We start from the raw sequence: 19,658 nt of genomic DNA on the forward strand, positions 1-19,658 counted from the left end.
GGACTGTAATTTTTCTTATTGGCAAAACAAGTAATTGCGATACATTACTGTTCAGTTCTGGGCGTGATACGTCCCTCTCTAAAAATTAACAACTACAGGGTCACTCATGAGAATACCTTTTCGTATAACGACTTGTGCATTAACGCTTACGTGCCTGTTTTCTCAAGCCTGGGCTGCGGATGTTCCCGCGGGGACTAAACTTGCCACCGATCAGAGTTTGGTTCGCCATATAAAAGATGAGCCAGCATCCCTTGATCCGGTCAAAGCTGTAGGGTTACCAGAAATTCAGGTTATCCGCGATCTGTTTGAAGGCTTAGTTAACCAGAATGAAAAAGGGCAACTGGAACCGGGTGTCGCGACCAAATGGCAAAGCAATGACAACCGCACCTGGACCTTTACTCTGCGTGATAACGCCCGCTGGTCTGACGGAACACCTGTAACAGCGCAAGATTTTGTTTATAGCTGGCAGCGTCTGGTTGACCCAAAAAACACCTCACCATTTGCATGGTTTGCAGCTCTTGCAGGTATTAACAACGCGCAGGCTATCATTGATGGAAAAATGCCTGCTGATAAGTTGGGCGTGACGGCAGTTGATGCCAGAACACTAAGAATTCAGTTGGATAAACCAGTACCGTATTTCCCAAATCTTACAGCCAATTTCTCGTTCTACCCGGTTCCTAAAGCTGTAGTGGAGAAATTCGGTAACGACTGGACTAAGCCTGGTAACCTCGTGGGTAACGGTGCATACGCGCTTAAAGATCGCATCGTTAACGAAAAACTGGTGGCGGTACAGAACCCTCATTATTGGGATAATAGTAAAACAGTTATTACCCAAGTGACGTTTATTCCAATCAACCAAGAATCTTCGGCAACGAAACGTTATCTGGCGGGAGATATTGATATCACGGAATCTTTCCCAAAAAACCTCTACCAGAAATTGCTAAAAGATATTCCAGGTCAAGTTTATACCCCGCCACAGTTGGGAACTTATTATTACGCTTTCAACACCCAAAAGGGCCCGACTGCTGATCAACGAGTACGTCTTGCTCTGAGTATGACTATTGATCGTCATATCATGGCTGAAAAAGTACTGGGAACAGGCGAAAAACCTGCATGGCGTTTTACACCGGATGTCACCGCGGGATTTAAACCGGAAACGTCGCCATTTGAGCAAATGAGCCAGGAAGAGGCCAATGCACAAGCGAAAACCTTATTGCAGGCAGCAGGCTATGGACCGACCAATCCGCTTAAACTCACGCTTTTGTATAACACCTCGGAAAACCACCAGAAGATTGCTATAGCCGTTGCTTCTATGTGGAAGAAAAACCTGGGTGTGGATGTGAAGCTACAAAACCAGGAGTGGAAGACATATATCGATAGCCGTAACACCGGAAACTTCGATGTTATTCGCGCCTCATGGGTGGGTGACTACAACGAACCGTCCACCTTCCTGTCATTGTTAACTTCATCCCATAGCGGCAATATTTCACGCTTCAACTCGCCGGAATATGACAAAATTCTGCAGCAAGCAAGCCAGGAAACGACGGATGAAGCGCGTAATAAAGACTACAACCAGGCTGAAAAAATCATCCAGGAAAAAGCGCCGATAGCGCCTATCTATCAGTACACCAATGGCCGTTTAATCAAGCCATGGTTGAAAGGTTATCCGATTAATAACCCTGAAGATGTCGCTTATAGCCGCACCATGTATATCGTGGCCCACTAGATTTAGCCTGTCCTTCAGTGATGCCGGCCAGTTACACAACTGACCGGCATCACTGAACACGCCTAACCATGAGTTCTGAACATTCAGGGTTGTCTTTTTTCTTCACCATCTTTCACGAAGCGGATGTTGCGTAGCCACCCACAATAAACCAGGTGATGAATACAATCGCTGCAACAATGATTGCTATTGGAAACAGTACGCCAATTTTCATTTTTCTCTCTTTAATAATGTTGGAAAACTTGCCACCGGTTGCGGCCATTTTCTTTGGCCTTATACAGCGCGGCATCAGCTTGTGCGATAAGGCGTGTCGAGGTGGTTCCAGGCATCACAGTGGCAATACCGAGACTGATGGTTACATAAGGCATTACAAGTGAGGCTGCGTGTGGGATAGACAGGGCCTGTAGGTTCATTCTAAGCCGTTCAGCTACTTCAATTGCCTGCTGCTCCATCGCATCTGGCAGTAAAATGATAAACTCCTCTCCGCCAAAGCGAGCAACTGCGTCATGTGTTGAGCGAATTGCATCCGCCAGACATTGAGCTATTTTCACCAGACATTCATCACCAGCCTGATGGCCATAATGGTCGTTGTACTTCTTGAAGTAATCGACATCCAGCATAACCAATGAAAGTGGTGTGCCGCATTGTTGCTGGCGCTGCATCGCCTTTTCGAGAAGAAGATGAAAAGAGCGACGATTGGCAATACCAGTAAGTGGGTCGTTATTCGCCAGGTCTTGTAGTTGTTTAATTAACTCTCTATTTTCTTGTTCACGACGAATCGCCAGCACAAACCACCCTCGCAAAATTCGACGGCCCGACTCAAAAAGACCAGCGAGAAGTAGATAGAGCAGCGCGTTGAGTAGGGTTAGATCAGAGGGATAAATAAAATTACAGACCAGAATCGAGATCCAGATAGGCAGGGTGAAACTCAGTAAAACCCGGCCGTCAAAATAAAGTGAAATTAGTGCAGTGAAAATCAGCAATGCTGCGAAGGGGAAAACAATCCGCGAATCGCCGCTTGCCAGGAATACATAAAAACATCCCACCCATAATGCGCTGATACAAAGCAATGTCCCGTACAGAAATTTGCTTAGCCACTCGGCATATTGATCGTGTGCCATGCGCAAAATGAAAATGGCGGATGATGAGACGGCGAGAATTAGCCCCATAAGAATTTCAAGTACGGGTACTGATGCCGTAACGCTTGCGATTTGCTGCGAGGGTGAGAAGTAATGCCTGCCTAAAATAAATAAGCAGAACAACAAATTAATCCATAGAAACCACGGGCCACTGACAGTGATTGCCCGTTGGCGCATGGTCTTAAGGCGGAGGTCTAAATTGGGTGAAGCCCTACGTCTTTCTGACAAACATCATCTCCGAATGCCGCGAGGCATGATTGGTTCTAAAAAACTCCAGAAATGTAACATTTTTTATTCAGCAAATTCAGCGCGTTTGAATATTTTTCCGAGTTACATAACAAAAGAAGACGGCTAGACTGACAACAGTATTGTGGTAACGCGTGGAGATAATGCAGTGGAAACCATTAAGGGATACCAGTTAAATGTGCCGGATGCCGTGTTCGCCTGGCAATTGGATGGTAAAGGCGGGGTCGATACCATTGAGGATAACGATACCATTGATGCCGAACATCCTGGTTGGTTGCATTTGAATTATACCAATAGCATTAGCGCAAATTGGCTGGCGACTACACCTCTGCTGCCAAATTATGCTCGTGATGCATTGGCAGGAGAAAGTCTGCGCCCGCGAGTTACGCGAATAGGTGAGGGGACGCTGATTACGTTGCGCTGCATTAATGGCAGTACCGATGAACGCCCCGACCAACTTGTTGCCATGCGTTTATATATTGATGAGCGGCTTATTGTGTCAACGCGCCAGCGCCAGGTTCTGGCTCTCGACGATGTGGTGAACGATCTTAAGGAAGGCGCCGGCCCGCTCGATTGTGGAAGCTGGTTGGTGGATGTGTGTGATGCGCTGACCGATCACGCAAGTGAATTTATTGAACAGCTGCACGACAAAATCATCGACCTTGAGGATAACTTGCTGGACCAGCAAATTCCCCCGCGTGGTTTCCTTGCGCTGCTGCGTAAACAGTTAATCGTGATGCGCCGTTATATGGCACCTCAGCGAGATGTGTATGCGCGCCTGTCGAGTGAGCGTTTACCCTGGATGACTGATGATCATCGTCGTCGTATGCAGGATATTTCCGACAGGTTAGGGCGTGGGCTAGATGAAATTGATGCCTGTATCGCGCGCACTGCGGTTATGACTGATGAAATTGCCCAGGTTATGCAGGAAGCCATGGGAAGAAGAACCTACACGATGTCTCTAATGGCGATGGTTTTTTTACCCAGTACGTTTCTGACGGGACTATTTGGTGTGAATTTAGGGGGCATTCCTGGCGGTGGTTGGCATTTTGGTTTCAGCCTGTTTTGCATCATGTTGGTGGTTCTTATAGGAGGTGTTGCCTGGTGGTTACATCGTAGTAAATGGCTGTAAAATTTAACATTTTTAACATGCTATCGAGTAAAAAAGGCGGCGATAATTGAGCAAGGTCAATAAATGGAACGCTGGTTCAAGGCAATATCTCTTTCGCAGGTGAATGCAACGTCAAGCGATGGGCGTTGCGCTCCATATTGTCTTACTTCCTTTTTTAGAATTACTGCATAGCACAATTGATTCGTACGAGCCGACTATTAGTCGGCTTTTTTTTGTCCGCAATATGTGGTCTATGCTTAAAAGGAGTATTTAAAGGAGGCAATAATGACTGTTTATCGAAGATTAAATATGAGCGACCCGTCGTTTCCGAGTGAGCCTACCCCAGTACCTGATCCGATCCCAAGACCGCAGCCGATACCAGACCCACCGCTAGATCCCGACCAAAGACCGATTATCGAGCCACCACCGCACAGTTAGCGCAGAGATTTCCCTCTCTCAGGCGAGAGAGGGAAGAGAGGATTATTTGATTTCGAGAATATCGAGGCGTTGAACAGGCGTTTCACTGTCATCTTCTTCTGGCTGCCAGCCAGCAGGTTGCATTGGCAAATCTTCGCGGTCGAAAGCTAAATCTCCGCCATTAACAACTTCAGCTCCGTGTTGCAGGCCTTTAAAATCGAACAATTCAGTGTCACACATGTGTGAAGGCACAACATTTTGCATGGCACTAAACATGGTTTCGATACGGCCAGGATAACGTCTATCCCAGTCACGCAGCATTTCACCAATGACCTGGCGTTGCAGATTTGGCTGCGAACCGCACAGGTTGCACGGAATGATCGGATACTCACGCGCCGTTGCAAAACGCTCAATGTCTTTCTCACGGCAATATGCCAACGGACGAATGACAATGTGTTTTCCGTCGTCACTCATCAGTTTTGGTGGCATACCTTTCATCTTGCCGCCGTAGAACATATTCAGGAAAAGTGTCTGAAGGATGTCATCACGGTGATGACCAAGAGCGATTTTTGTCGCACCCAGCTCAGTCGCAGTGCGATAAAGGATGCCACGGCGTAAACGAGAGCACAGAGAACAGGTAGTTTTGCCTTCCGGGATCTTATCTTTAACGATGCCGTAAGTGTTCTCTTCGACAATTTTGTACTCAACACCGATGCTTTCCAGATACTCGGGCAGGATATGTTCAGGGAAACCGGGTTGTTTTTGATCGAGGTTAACGGCCACCAGGCTGAAATTAATCGGCGCGCTCTGCTGTAAGTTTCGTAGAATTTCCAGCATGGTGTAGCTGTCTTTGCCGCCTGACAGGCAGACCATAATACGGTCGCCTTCTTCAATCATATTGTAATCAGCGATCGCTTCACCCACGTTACGACGCAGGCGCTTCTGTAATTTATTCAGGTTGTATTGATCTTTCTTTGTAATTTCTTGTTTATCTTGCATTTTATTGATTTGCCGGTTGTTTCAGGGGCACCACAGAAGCACAGCCTATAGCGCGAGTTTTTGGTTTAGATGCTGAACTGATCGCCGTTCATATCCTGTATTCAGGTTGAATCAATGTCATAAACCATTTGGGTATTTCGTGGCCCATCTGGCTGGCGATAGATGACGGGTTTCTTCCCGAAGTAAGCATTCAGCATGCGTAAGTGTGGCGTGTATGGTACGGATTGCCACGGCGAATGCCAGCACGTTTTACAGCTGCGTTCCATCCAGCGCCAATTGAGTCAGATTTTTGTTCGTCCAGGCAGATTCCAGGAACAAAATGAAGCGTACATGTTGCGATTCTTTTTTCCCATACTCACTAAGATTAAACATGATGCGCTATCCGCAATAGATAATGTGAAGTTGGGTAACGGGCCTGTTTCCGTGCAATTGTTGTTATAGTAATCAGTAGCGCGAAAATATCACCTCAATAAATACTTATAGATTGCAGGGTTAATTTCACTTATGTATTATGCCGCGCCGGCCGTTAACCCTCTCCAGAGTGTGCGATTATTAAATCTGATGTGTCGGTAGTATTACCAAACCGCCACTAGCTCATCGGGAAGAGCGGCAATCATAGGTTGTAGTACGGGGTTCGAGGCTCCGGTGGCGGACCAAAGCGGTCATCGTATAATGGCTATTACCTCAGCCTTCCAAGCTGATGATGCGGGTTCGATTCCCGCTGACCGCTCCAGACAACCTTTTTATTCGACCAGTTTGGTAGGGTAAAAAGCACTCCCTCATATTCGCTGCTTTAATCATATTCAGGCAACTGTGCGTTATTTATGCATAGGCATGGTAGGATGAACTCCCTTCATTGAAAGGCAAATCAATTTTAGCTCCACGCTATCTCGCAATGCTTATCACTGGCATATGAAAACTCACGCAAGAAAAACGAATAAAATTTAAGCTATGCTTTATAGAAGACTCTTGCAGCTGTTAAATCCCTGATGCCTGACACACCATCCTGAGAGAACGTTTCTGATCTGATTGAACAACTGCTCCTGCGCGTTCACATCGCCTGATGAGCAAATTCATGAAATTAAATCTTAAACAGTGGTTTACCGCGAGTAAGTCACTGGAACTGCATCCAAAAACCCCTGACTGGTTAGGCTCTGAGCCTGCGAACGAAAGCCCAATCAAAGCTGAGCTGTTTTCTGCGGCTCAGATGGAACGCTATGGCCAGAAACTGGCGCGTTCCCATAAATTATCGACCAACAAGTTGCCTTACTACTTACTCAAGCGTCTGGAAGATAATGAAGCCATCATTACCCGTAACTGCTACCTGCTCAATGCGGGGGAAAAGTCAGGGATTACGCCCGCAGGCGAATGGCTGCTGGATAATTACTATCTTATCGAAGAACAAATTCGTGTGGTTCGCCACCACTTACCCAAGAATTTTGGCAAGGGTTTACCGCCGTTAGCCGCGCCACATAATTGCCCGCGTATTTATGATATTGCCTCCGAAGCGATTGCCCATGCCGATGGCCGATGGGATGCCGACAGCCTGACAAGCTATATTGCAGCATATCAACAGGTGACACCGCTAACGCTCGGCGAACTTTGGGCTCTGCCTGGAATGTTACGCCTGGCTCTTATCGAGAATTTACGCCGGGTCAGTATCGAAGTCGCTGACGCGCAGGAAGAGCGAAACCTGGCCGATGTCTGGGTAACGCGTATTTTTGAATGTGCCGAGAACACGCCAGCAGATTTGATTATGGTAATTGCGGATATGGCACGTTCGCGTCCGCCATTGAGCAGTGCCTTTGTGGCTGAGCTAGTTCGCCGCTTGCAGGGGCGGGGGAATATGCTCTCTTTGCCGCTGACCTGGGTTGAACAGCGCCTTGCTGAAACGGGCGTCACCACCGATTACCTGATTCACCGCTTTAACCAACAACTTGCTGCAAGTCAGCTATCGGTTAGTAACAGCATTGCCGGTTTGCGTCTGCTAAGCGAAACCAACTGGGCAGACTTTGCCGAGGCCATGAGCCTGGTCGAGCAAACATTGCGTAAAGACCCTGGCGGTATTTACCCGGCAATGCACTTTGATACACGCGATCACTATCGGCACATTATTGAGATCCTTGCCCGGCACAGCCACCATAATGAACCAGAAGTCGCGAGTCATATTCTGGAGATGGCGCAGTCAGATGGTAACCATGTTGGCTATTATCTTATTGGTGAAGGGCGCTCGAAACTGGAACACCAGCTTGGGGCTAATACGTCGTGGATCGTCCGACTCCGCCACAGTTTTAACCAAATTCCGCTGCTTTCATGGCTCGGTAGCCTTAGCCTGTTGACCATCGCCTTTACCGCCGACGTTTTATCTCATACACACGAACAAGGCATGAACTGGCCGCTGGTGCTTCTTGCTCTGCCGCTGGTGGTTCTGGTTAGCCAGTTAGCTATTAATTTACTCAGCGAGGCAACAACGCGTTTCCGTTCGCCGCTCCCGCTGCCTCGTATGGATTTCTCGACTGGCATTCCGGCTGAGTTTTGCACCATGGTAGTGATCCCTTGTTTGCTCACTAGCCGAGCGGGGATAGACAAGCTACTTAACAGCCTTGAAGTGTGTTACCTCGGTAATAATACTGCCAATCTGTACTTTGCATTGCTGACGGATTTTGCGGATTCACCAGATGAAAACTCGCCGGAAAACGCCGATCTTCTACACTGGGCTGAAGCACAAATGCAGAATCTGAATCGCCGTTATGCCTCCATATCCCAGCCGCTTTTCTTCTTACTTCACCGTAAAGCGCAGTGGAATGAACAACAAAACGTCTGGATGGGTTATGAGCGTAAACGCGGTAAATTATCGTTGCTCAATAGTTGGTTACGCCAACCCGCTGAGCAGTTTTCAGAAGTCCACAGTAATGTAATTAGCCCGCCTGCTGGGGTGAAATATGTCATCACGCTGGATAGCGATACTGTCCTGCCGCGCGATACTGCTCATAAACTGGTCGCGACTATGGCGCACCCGCTTAATCACCCGGTCTACGATCCGGTAAAACAACGTGTCGTCAAAGGTTACGGTATTTTGCAGCCTGGGCTTGCAGAAGAGATCCCGCGTAACGGGCAGGGACGCTATGCGGCTATGTGTAGTAACGTGCCGGGTAATGATCCCTACTCAATGATGTCATCAGATATTTATCAGGATCTTTTTGGTGAAGGGTCATTCGTCGGTAAAGGTATTTACGACGTAGATACTTTTACGCAAGCCACGCGCAATACCTGCCCGGAAAACCTGGTGCTGAGCCATGATTTACTGGAAGGGTGCTATGCCCGTTCGGGCTTGCTGAGTGAAGTGCTGCTTTACGAGCAGTATCCCAATAATTACCTTACCGATGTGGCAAGGCGTACCCGCTGGATACGCGGCGACTGGCAACTGCTGAACTGGCTTACATTCAACCCCAGAAAAGAAGATGGAACGCGTGGTAAAAACCCGCTAACTACGCTTTCACGTTGGAAACTGCTGGATAACTTACGTCGAAGTCTGGTCGCACCGTCATTTCTGGTGCTTGTGTTTTGTACGCTTTTACTGGTCCCGAATCCATTTTACTGGATATGCGTATTGGCTGCGGTGCTGTTACTTCCCACAATACTGGTTATCGCCCAGGACATTCTCAACAAACCCGCACGGCGGCCATTCGTACAGCATCTGATTCTGGTGTCATCTGGCGGGCTTAAACGTCTGATGCGTATTGGCCTTGGGTTTATCACCATGCCCCATGAGGCCGGTTATTCGCTTTATTCCATAGTGGTGACGTTATGGCGCCTAGGTATTAGCCATCGCAATCTCAACCAGTGGGCCAGTTTCGATCAGAGTACTGAGAGTGCAAAGGCTTCGCCGATGCGCTTTTATCGCGCAATGTGGCTCAATGTTGTTGCCGGTTTGGCACTGATTCTGCTCTCGGCAACCCTGGCCCCGATGATGCTGTTTGTTGCGCTACCAATCGGCGTGTTGTGGTGTCTCGCTCCATTGTTATTAAGCTGGCTGAGTCGTGAGCCCGCCCGGCCTGCCGTTACGTTTAATGCTGAAAATAAACGCCTGTTGCGCCAAAGTAGCCGCGAGATTTGGGCCTTTTTCGAAACGTTCGCCAATGAGAAAGAAAACTGGCTCCCGCCGGATAATTACCAGGAAATTCCCCAACCGGTGATTGCACACCGCACGTCACCAACAAATATTGGTTTGTCGCTGATGGCCAACCTGACGGCGTGGGATTTTGGCTATATTCCGCAGGGTGAAATGCTGCAACGCATCACGTTGACGCTCGACACGCTGGATAAAATGGAGCATTACCGCGGTCATTTATATAACTGGTACGACACGCGCACCCTGGCACCGCTTAACCCTCGTTATATCTCAAGTGTTGATAGCGGCAATATGGCCGGACATTTGCTCACCCTCAGCGCAGGGCTAACGGGGCTGCGTAACCGCCCAATCCTGAACGCTAAACAATTGCTAATGGGCCTCGATGACACATTACAAATACTCGAGAAAGCCTGGGGGCAGCATGCACCGACATCGCTGCGCCAGCTTCGCAGTCATTGCAAAACCGCCGCTACACTCCATCCGGCGTTACTCTTTCCTGAATTGAAAAACATGCGTGCGCAAAGCAATCGTCTGCACGCACTTTGCAATCATGAAGAGGGACGCATCCGCCGTTGGGTGGATCATCTCCAGCGTCAATTAGTACTTATCTGCCACGAATGGACGCATTTTCTGAGTTGGCTTCCCGCAAACTGGCAGGGAGAGTCGTTGCCAACACTTTCCTGGCTGGCACAGGCAAAACATACCGGCGAAGGCACACCCACTGAATCGGTGATTCGCCAGGCTCGTACACGCCTGGATATTATTACTGAGCTGGAACAGCGTCTGACTGAGCACGCACGAATGGACTTTGCCTTTCTGTATAACGAGGTCACCAGCCTGCTCAGCGTCGGTTATAACTGCGATAACAATAAGCTCGACAATAGCCATTACGATCTGTTGCCTTCAGAAATTCGTCTTACCAGTTTCCTGGCCATCGCCACTAACCAGTTACCGCTGAAAAGCTGGTTTGCGTTAGGACGACTCTTTACCACCATTGATAACGAAACGGCATTAATGTCGTGGAGTGGCTCAATGTTTGAATATTTAATGCCGAACCTGGTGATGCCGACCTATCCGGGAAGTTTACTGGAGGAGATGAGCCAGTCAGCGGTAAAACGCCAGATTGACTGGGGCAAAGAGCGGGGCGTGCCGTGGGGGATTTCAGAGTCGGGTTACTACTCCTTTGACGCATTGCAAAATTACCAGTACCACGCTTTTGGTGTGCCGGGCCTTGGTTTGCGACGGGGGCTTGCGGATGACATGGTCATCGCACCGTATGCCACCATGATGGCATTAACTGTCTCGCCGCATAAAGCCTGCGAAAACCTGCTGAATCTCGAGAAAAATGGTGCTCGTGGGGAATATGGTTTCTACGAAGCGCTGGACTATACGCCTTCGCGCCTCGCCAGTGGCCAAATGTACGCGGTGGTTCGTTCATGGATGGCGCACCATCAGGGTATGGCGTTTCAGGCACTTTCCCACGTCTTGTTGGGAGCGCCCATGGTCGACAGATTCATGTCCAGCCCATCATTTCAGTCGGCACGTCTGTTATTGCAAGAAAGGGTTCCTGATGCCGTTGAGTTGTATAGCCCGCGCCGCCATTTCGAATCTCACGAAGGGGTTCTGCAACCAGTTCAGTATGAAACTCGCGAGTTTACCGATGTTGATAGTCTGATTCCCGAAGTTCAGTTGCTGTCGAACGCTGATTACCACCTGATGGTCAGCCAGTCTGGTGGCGGATACAGTCGCTGGAAAGATCTGGCGTTAACCCGCTGGCACAGCGATGCAACCTGCGATAACTGGGGGGCGTTTTGCTATATCAGTGACCCTGTCACGAATGAAGTCTGGAGCAATACCTGGCAGCCGCTTGGTGAGCCGGTCAGCCAGTACGACGTGATATTTACCGACGCCGGGGCTGAGTATAAATTGCTGGCGGGAACAATTAGCGTTAAAACGCAGATTGTTGTTTCACCCGAAGATGATATTGAACTGCGACGCGTCACGCTGCTGCATCGTGGGCGGCTGCCGCGTACCATTGAACTGACAACTTACGCAGAAGTGGTACTGGCACCGAAAGAGAGCGACCTGGCTCACCCTGCATTCAGTAACTTGTTTATTCAGACCGAGCTGCTACACGATCAGCACGCCATTCTCTGCCACCGCAGGCCTCGTGCACCTGATGAAGCTTGTCCGTGGATGTTCCATACCATGGTGGTACACGGCCAGGCTCAGAACGATACCTCGTTTGAAACCGACCGCGCTAAATTCCTCGGTCGGGGAAGAACCCCTTCCAATGCGCTTGCAACCATACAAAGCGGTACACTAAGTAACAGCGTTGGGCCAGTGCTGGACCCGATTCTTGCCATCCGGCAGTCCATTGTTTTACAACCCGGTTTACCGGTGACCGTCGATATCATTTATGGCGTAACGGAAAGTCGCCAGCACAGCCAGGCGCTGATTGAAAAATACCACGATCACCCGATAGCCGATCGCGTATTTGAACTGGCGTGGTCTCATAGTCAGATAGTGTTGCGCCAGATAAATGCCAACGAAGACGATGCAACGCTCTTTAACCGCCTCGCAAGCGCAGTTGTGTTCCCGGGCCCCGAACTTCGTGCGGATGCCAAAATACTGTGCCGTAACCGTCGCGGGCAGTCAGGATTATGGGGGTGGTCTATTTCAGGCGACCTGCCGATAGTGATTCTTAATGTCACCAGTGATGAAAGTATTCTGCTTATCACGACGATGATTCAGGCCCACCATTACTGGCGGTTAAAAGGGCTGTCCGTAGATCTGGTCATTCTTAACGATAATCCTGGCGGCTATCAGCAAGAGCTACAAAACCAAATAATAGAATTGATTATGGCCGGGTCTGAAGCCAATCAGATAGATAAACCCGGCGGTATTTTTGTGCGCAACGGTGAACATATGTCGGCGGAAGACCGACTTTTACTCCTGAGTGTGGCGCAAATTGTGCTCGACGATAGGGTCGGTGGCCTGAAAGAACAACTTGACCAGCGTCTGCAGGCGACAAATCCTACACAACTGGCCTTTATTCCTCGAACGGGAATCCCGACCAATCAACACGATCCGTGGCAGCCAGATACCCGCGCGCTGGTATTTTTCAATGGCCGCGGCGGATTCTCGCAAGATGGTCGCGAATACCAGATTACGTTAGATGAAAATGACCAGACACCTGCACCATGGGCCAACGTGTTGGCGAACGCCAGTTTTGGCTCCGTCATTTCTGAAGCAGGCCAGGCGTATACCTGGTATGAAAATGCACATGAATACCGCCTTACTCCGTGGGAAAACGACCCCATTAGCGATCGATCTGGTGAAGCGTATTATTTGCGTGATGAAGAAAGCGGTGCGGTCTGGTCACCGACCACCTTACCGGTGCGTGGCAACGGCCACTATCTTTCCCGCCACGGATTTGGCTACAGCGTTTTTGCGCACCGTGAAATGGGTATCGACACGGAGTTGACGATACTGGTGGCAGAACATGCACCAGTAAAAATTGCCATTCTGACACTCAGCAATACGTCTGGGCGTACACGTAAAATCTCCGTGACAGGTTATGTGGAGTGGACACTGGCTGAATCTCGTAGCAAATCGGCCATGCATGTTGTGACTCGTGCCTCGACAACCGGGCGCGGCTGCGGCGTATTGGCAAATAATTTCTACAACAGCAATGGTTCGGAGAGAACGGCATTTTTCGCGGTATCAGGAGTGCATTGTTCAATAACCGGTGACCGCCGGGAATTCCTTGGACGCAATGGTTCGCAGCGAAATCCAGCGGCCATGAAGTTGCGCACATTGTCTGATAAAACGGGCGCGGGTCTGGACCCGTGTGGTGCGATTCAGTCTGCCACCACGATGATTGATGGCGATCAGCGAACCTTTATTTTTGTGCTGGGTATCGGGCAAAGCCCGCATGACGCGGAGCTAATGATTAATCAGTATCTGAGTGAAGACGCGGCACGTAGCGAACTGGCGAATGTTCACCGTTACTGGCACCGGATGCTCGATCAAATCGTCGTTACCACCCCGGACTCTGCCGTCAACCTACTTGCCAATGGCTGGCTGCTATACCAGACCATAGCTTGCCGCCTGATGGCTCGCAGCGGTTATTACCAGTCTGGTGGTGCATTTGGCTTCCGCGACCAGTTGCAAGACACATTGGCTCTGAGTCATGCCGCTCCGGAACGGCTGCGCGAGCAAATCCTGCTGTGTGCATCACGTCAGTTTGTTGAGGGCGATGTGCAGCACTGGTGGCATCCACCATTAGGAAATGGGGTTCGCACCCGTTGTTCTGATGATTACCTTTGGTTGCCGCTGTCTATTTGCCACTACGTTAAAACCACCGGTGACATTGGTTTGCTTGAACATCGCTTGCCGTACCTTGAAGGGCGTGAATTACAGCCTGGCGAAGAGTCAGCCTATGAACAACCCGTTATCAGCGCGCTGGAAGAGACGCTCTGGCAGCACGGGGTAAAAGCCATTCGCAACGGCTTGCGATTTGGTCAACATGGCTTGCCGTTGATGGGGGCGGGTGACTGGAACGATGGTATGAACCTCGTCGGGCTGGAAGGCAAGGGTGAGAGCGTCTGGCTTGGGTTCTTCCTCTATGATGTTTTGCAGCAGTTTGCGCAACTCGCGGAACAAAACCACGATGGGGAAATTGCCGCACTTTGCCATGAAGAAGCCGCAAAACTGCAAATCAATCTTGAGACGGCTGCCTGGGATGGGGCCTGGTATCGCCGGGGCTATTTTGATAGTGGAGAGGCTCTGGGCTCGCAGAGTGCCAAAGAGTGCCAGATAGATGCCATTGCCCAAAGTTGGGCGGTGTTATCCGGGGCGGGAAGCGCGGAGCGGTGTGCGCAAGCGATGCAGGCGCTGGACTCATGTCTGGTGGATAACGAGGCCGGGCTGATAAAACTTCTTACCCCGCCATTTAATGGAAACGGGCCAAACCCTGGCTACATTCAGGGTTACTTGCCAGGCGTGCGTGAAAACGGTGGGCAATATACTCATGGGGCTATCTGGGCGGTGATGGCTTTTGCCCGCAGCGGCAATATCGAACGGGCCTGGCAGCTATGGTCGCTGATAAATCCGATTAATCACGGACTCACTACAGATGCCATTGAACGTTATAAAGTCGAACCGTATGTGATGACGGCAGATATTTATAGCGTTGCGCCGCACACCGGGCGCGGTGGCTGGAGTTGGTATACCGGTTCGGCCGGTTGGGCATATCGGTTAATCATCGAAACCTTGCTGGGTATTCAACGCCAGGGTGACTCAATCACTGTTCATCCATTACTGCCGCGTGACTGGCCTTATGTGAGCCTGGTTTATCGACATGGTTCGAGTGATTATCAGATAAATGTGCAGCGCGGGGAGGGAGAGTATCAGCTCATACTGGATGGCGTATCGCAGCCAGGAAATACCATCCCGTTGATAGATGATGGGCAGCGGCATGTAGTAGATATTTCTTTAGGTATACCAGGCAATGAATGACTCTAAAAGATGACAATCCTAAAAGCGTAGCATGAACAAAAGGCTACCGAGGAGACCGCCTGGGATGATGATTAATTCTTCACACAACATCGCGCTTTTGATGCGGAATATGTGAAGTAGGGTCATGCAACTCAGGTAGTCATCCTCATCAGCTACATGGCCGGAGGTTACAAGCCATGAAGACTCTATATTTGCGAAATAATAGTCAAAGAACCAAAAAGGCTTAAATAATATAGGGGTATATTCCATAGGCCTAAGAAACTAATTACCTACTAACTTTTTGTCGTCATATGCAACAGATATGATCATCTGATTAACAATATATTAAAATATAAACACTGCAAACTAGTATCAAATAGAATATTCACTCAGAGTTATAATTGGTGTGAATAAATACGGTTTAATACAAATATAAAAAAACCATTTCAAAATGTGTAATCAATAAGTGGATTCCTATATACTTCGACCCCCTCTCACTTAAAACATCTCTGGGATCATGAAAAAAATACATCTTATTTCTTTGGCTGCAGCATCACTTGCACTTGTGCTTTGCGCAGTTTATTCGCTCAACAGTGCTCCATCCTATGTAAGAGATGCAGAAGCGCGGGTTGCTTCTTATCTCAGCTATTCCTACGGGCCGACTACCTGTCAGAGTGATGAAAAGGAAGTAAATGCATGGGCTATGAAATGCAAGATAGAATCTGGTCAGAAGGATTTAAATTACACTGTATATCCTGCTGAGAAAGCGCCAGAAGGTGCATCCAGATCATTTTATATTGTTGCTGAAGACACTGCCGCTAAACAGAGCGCAAAAGCTGAGTTGATGGTCTATCTCAATATCAATACTCACACAAGCTAATTTATTGATATCTTAATAATTTTCGAGGTTGTAATGTGCCGGTGGTGGGGCTTTAGAATCAGCGCAAATTTATAAATTGAGGTGATTTAGCGTAAGTCACCTCAAGTATGTCCCTTCAATTTGATCGATCAAATAATGAAAATGTGCGTATTTATCAAAGGTATTGATAATTAGCATCAGCCAAACCAGCACGACAACAACAAGAATTGCTGTTGCAACTTTAAATCCCCATATCATTGAAAATCATCTTCTTATTCATTTTATACTATTTCCATATGGTATCATTTCGGCATGTTATTATTTTATGTTAATCAAATCAAAAACGTTTAATGCCGGTGCATAACACCGGCAAGGGTATTTATTTAGAGCAATATACGCGAGCATCGCGAGGGGTATAAATTCCCAGAGTGATAAAGCCCAGGAAACCGTCAGCAAATGTCTGCTGTACTTCAGTGCGAACAACTTTATCAGCACCACCACATACAGCTGCAGCATCAACAGTTTTTGTTTGACCAATTCCGCTAACGAAGAAATGGTGTGTCGTGGTTTGCTGTGGTTTTTCAGCAATATCTTTGTTAATGGTAAATGTCTGCTGGGCGCAGCCAGATAAAATTACAGAAGCAACAACCGCTATCATTAACTTTTTCATAAATACCTTATTTTAATTGTGGTAACCATAAACAGCTTCGCATTGTATATGTGGTTATTAAATCCGACTAGCAATGCGTAAGAATTATCTCGGCTATCGTTTGGTTTTTGTTTATGTTCCGAACAGACAGTAGTGGCAGACGTTTATCCATGGCGGCTTTATGATTGAAAACTCCAGCGCTATTTTGCCTGAAACTGCCGCGTTGCCCCCTCAAATCTGCTAAGATGCGCGCCAGACGCTGTCTGACAGCCCATTAATTGAGAGTATAACTGTGACATCTTTTTCTACCCTAAACGTTCTGCCAGCAGAACAACTCGCCAATCTCACCGAACTTGGTTACCACACCATGACGCCTGTTCAGGCGGCTGCATTACCCGCGATACTGGCTGGGAAAGATGTCCGTGCTCAGGCGAAAACCGGCAGCGGTAAAACTGCGGCCTTTGGCCTGGGTTTGTTGCAACATATTGATGCGAGCCAATTTATTACGCAGTCGCTGGTGCTATGCCCAACGCGTGAACTGGCCGATCAGGTGGCTAAAGAATTACGTCGCCTTGCGCGATATATGCCAAATATCAAGGTGTTGACGCTATGTGGCGGCCAGCCATTTGGTGCCCAGCGTGATTCATTGCAACATGCGCCGCATGTCATTGTCGCAACACCAGGCCGTTTACTGGATCACCTGAAAAAAGAGACCGTTAATTTAAACGCTCTGCAAACCCTGGTGCTGGACGAAGCTGACCGTATGCTGGATATGGGCTTTGCAGATGCAATTGATGAAGTCATCAGCCATGCACCGCAGGATCGTCAAACGTTATTGTTCTCCGCGACCTGGCCTACCGCGATTGCAACCATCAGCTCCCGAGTTCAACGTTCACCTGAAACAATTGAAATTGATTCAGTAGACGAGCTGCCGTCTGTTGAACAGCAGTTCTACGAAATCTCACGTAGTGGCAAAATCAGCCTGCTGCAAAAACTGCTTAGCAAGCATGAACCAGCTTCTTGCGTGGTTTTCTGTAATACCAAGAAAGATTGCCAGGCTGTTTGTGATGCGCTGAGTGAAAGCAATCAAAGCGTACTGGCGCTTCACGGCGACATGGAACAGCGTGACCGCGATCAAACGCTGGTGCGTTTTGCAAACGGCAGTAGCCGAGTGTTAGTGGCAACCGATGTTGCGGCTCGCGGCCTGGATATCAAAGCGCTGGAAATGGTCATCAACTACGAACTGTCCTGGGACCCGGAAGTTCACGTTCACCGCATTGGCCGTACCGCGCGTGCGGGCGAAAGTGGCCTTGCAATTAGCCTGTGTGCACCGGAAGAAGCACAGCGTGCCAGCGTGTTGGCCGAGATGCTGAACTTGTCCCTGAGCTGGCAGCCTGCACCTACTGGTGGCAGCATCAAACCACTTGAAGCGGCAATGGCAACGTTGTGTATTGATGGTGGCAAGAAAGCGAAAATGCGTCCGGGCGATATTCTTGGTGCATTGACGGGTGACATGGGGCTCGATGGCGCGGATATCGGTAAAATCGATGTGCACCCAATGCATGTTTATGTTGCTGTTCGCGAGTCTGTTGCACGCCATGCGTGGAAACAGTTGCAACAGGGCAAGATCAAAGGCAAATCAGTTAAAGTGCGTTTGCTGAAGTAAGTCTTAAAACCTCTCCCTGCGAATCAGCAGGGAGAGGGATCTGTTATTCCTTCGCAACTGCGTCCAATACCCGTACCAACTGCGTAACGAAACCATATTCGTTATCGTACCAGGCGACGGTTTTAACCAATTGCAAATCGCCAACTTCGGTCACTTCCGTCTGTGTCGCATCAAACACCGAACCAAAATTTGTGCCGACTATATCGGAGGAAACAATCTCCTCATCGGTATAGCCAAACGATTCATTGCCATCAGTTGCTTTTTTCAGCGCCGCGTTAATTTCCTCGACCGTCACCTTTTTCTCAAGAATCGACACCAGTTCTGTTACTGAACCGGTAAGCGTCGGTACGCGTTGCGCGTGACCCTTGAGTTTACCTTGCAGCTCGGGGATCACCAGACCAATAGCTTTCGCCGCACCAGTGGTGTGCGGAATGATATTTTGTGCTGCAGCACGAGAGGCACGTAGATCTTTACCTCGCGGGCCATCTACCAGTGATTGTGTACCGGTATAAGCATGGATGGTGGTCATGGTGCCAACTTTAATACCAAAGTTGTCGTGCAACGCTTTCGCCATTGGCGCGAGGCAGTTAGTTGTACAGGAGGCAACAGAGAGGATTTTATCTTCCGGCGTAATAGTGTTGCAGTTAACGTTGAAGACGATTGTTTTCATATCGCCAGCGGGAGCAGAAATCAGCACTTTCTTCGCACCTGCGTCCAGATGTGCGCTGGCTTTCTCTTCCGAAGTATAGAAGCCCGTACACTCAATAACGATCTCAACGCCCAGTTTTCCCCACGGGATATTTTTTGCCTCTTTTTCGGCATACACCGCAATTTTCTTACCGTTGACGACTAACGCATCGTCAGTGTAATCCACTGTTCCGTCAAAGTTATGATAGCTGGAGTCATGCTTAAGCAAGTAGGCCAGCACTTTTGGCGAGGTAAGATCGTTGATAGCGACAATCTCAACTTCGCTTTTGGTTTCAAGAACACGGCGTAATACCAGACGACCAATGCGACCAAAGCCATTGATACCGATTTTTTTCATGATATGAACCCCACTTTTAATCATCAGAAGTTGCTCAATCCTTAATCAACTCTAGTGATAGTCCATAAACAGAGGTGCCGCAAACAGGTTTTGTGAGGAGGGATGTTAGATAATTTCACCAGATGTTAATGATTTTCTAAGAATTAGCCGCTATCCTGGAAAAATCATAG

At 48.7% G+C, this 19,658-nt stretch carries 11 protein-coding genes, 1 tRNA gene and 1 pseudogene; 7 read left to right on the forward strand and 6 right to left on the reverse strand.

What is annotated here, in order from left to right; all coding sequences use genetic code 11:
• Nucleotides 1-106 precede the first annotated feature (106 nt).
• Nucleotides 107-1,726, forward strand: coding sequence for a peptide ABC transporter substrate-binding protein (locus tag IX31_RS01990; RefSeq protein WP_034455467.1), 1,620 nt, complete (start codon nucleotides 107-109; stop codon nucleotides 1,724-1,726).
• A gap of 112 nt (nucleotides 1,727-1,838) precedes the next feature.
• Here IX31_RS01990 and IX31_RS23365 read toward each other — a convergent pair whose 3' ends face one another.
• Nucleotides 1,839-1,937, reverse strand: a complete 99-nt coding sequence (locus IX31_RS23365; RefSeq protein ID WP_034455468.1) for a YoaK family small membrane protein — start codon at nucleotides 1,935-1,937, stop codon at nucleotides 1,839-1,841.
• A 10-nt stretch (nucleotides 1,938-1,947) separates the two neighbouring features.
• Nucleotides 1,948-3,090 carry a GGDEF domain-containing protein gene (locus tag IX31_RS02000; protein ID WP_034455473.1) on the reverse strand — a complete coding sequence of 381 codons (1,143 nt, stop codon included), beginning with the start codon at nucleotides 3,088-3,090 and terminating at the stop codon, nucleotides 1,948-1,950.
• Nucleotides 3,091-3,256: 166 nt separating this feature from the next.
• On the opposite strand from IX31_RS02000, the gene zntB reads away from it, so the two are divergent.
• Both zntB and ynaL read left to right on the forward strand, forming a co-directional pair.
• On the forward strand, nucleotides 3,257-4,240 hold the full coding sequence (gene zntB / locus IX31_RS02005; protein ID WP_034455475.1) for a zinc transporter ZntB: 984 nt from the start codon (nucleotides 3,257-3,259) through the stop codon (nucleotides 4,238-4,240).
• A 264-nt stretch (nucleotides 4,241-4,504) separates the two neighbouring features.
• Nucleotides 4,505-4,667, forward strand: a pseudogene (gene ynaL, locus IX31_RS23845) (proline-rich small protein YnaL); the annotation flags it as partial.
• Nucleotides 4,668-4,699: 32 nt separating this feature from the next.
• Here the strand turns inward: ynaL and ttcA are convergent.
• Together ttcA and IX31_RS23755 are read right to left on the reverse strand one after the other, a co-directional pair.
• Entirely contained in the window at nucleotides 4,700-5,635 is a 936-nt protein-coding gene (gene ttcA / locus IX31_RS02010) for a tRNA 2-thiocytidine(32) synthetase TtcA (protein ID WP_034455477.1), read from the reverse strand.
• A 249-nt stretch (nucleotides 5,636-5,884) separates the two neighbouring features.
• A complete protein-coding gene (locus IX31_RS23755) occupies nucleotides 5,885-6,007 on the reverse strand; it encodes a hypothetical protein (protein ID WP_390886950.1) in 123 nt (40 codons plus the stop codon).
• A 286-nt stretch (nucleotides 6,008-6,293) separates the two neighbouring features.
• Between IX31_RS23755 and IX31_RS02015 the strand changes: the two genes are divergently transcribed.
• From IX31_RS02015 to IX31_RS02025, 3 genes are all read left to right on the forward strand, one after another.
• Nucleotides 6,294-6,368: transfer RNA gene (locus IX31_RS02015), tRNA-Gly, on the forward strand.
• A 342-nt stretch (nucleotides 6,369-6,710) separates the two neighbouring features.
• Nucleotides 6,711-15,290, forward strand: a complete 8,580-nt coding sequence (locus IX31_RS02020) for a GH36-type glycosyl hydrolase domain-containing protein (protein ID WP_034455479.1) — start codon at nucleotides 6,711-6,713, stop codon at nucleotides 15,288-15,290.
• 496 nt (nucleotides 15,291-15,786) lie between these two features.
• Complete coding sequence (locus tag IX31_RS02025; protein WP_034455481.1) at nucleotides 15,787-16,149, forward strand: hypothetical protein; 363 nt, start codon at nucleotides 15,787-15,789, stop codon at nucleotides 16,147-16,149.
• 358 nt (nucleotides 16,150-16,507) lie between these two features.
• On the opposite strand, the gene IX31_RS02030 is transcribed toward IX31_RS02025, so the two are convergent.
• Nucleotides 16,508-16,798, reverse strand: a complete 291-nt coding sequence (locus tag IX31_RS02030; RefSeq protein ID WP_034455482.1) for a Bor family protein — start codon at nucleotides 16,796-16,798, stop codon at nucleotides 16,508-16,510.
• Between the two features lie 271 nt (nucleotides 16,799-17,069).
• On the opposite strand from IX31_RS02030, the gene dbpA reads away from it, so the two are divergent.
• Nucleotides 17,070-18,443, forward strand: a complete 1,374-nt coding sequence (gene dbpA, locus IX31_RS02035) for an ATP-dependent RNA helicase DbpA (protein WP_034455483.1) — start codon at nucleotides 17,070-17,072, stop codon at nucleotides 18,441-18,443.
• Between the two features lie 43 nt (nucleotides 18,444-18,486).
• Here the strand turns inward: dbpA and gap are convergent, their stop codons facing one another.
• Nucleotides 18,487-19,488, reverse strand: coding sequence for a type I glyceraldehyde-3-phosphate dehydrogenase (gene gap, locus IX31_RS02040; protein ID WP_034457056.1), 1,002 nt, complete (start codon nucleotides 19,486-19,488; stop codon nucleotides 18,487-18,489).
• Between the last annotated feature and the right edge of the window lie 170 nt (nucleotides 19,489-19,658).

It is taken from the genome of Buttiauxella noackiae, from assembly GCF_000737905.1.
Lineage (GTDB): Bacteria > Pseudomonadota > Gammaproteobacteria > Enterobacterales > Enterobacteriaceae > Buttiauxella > Buttiauxella noackiae.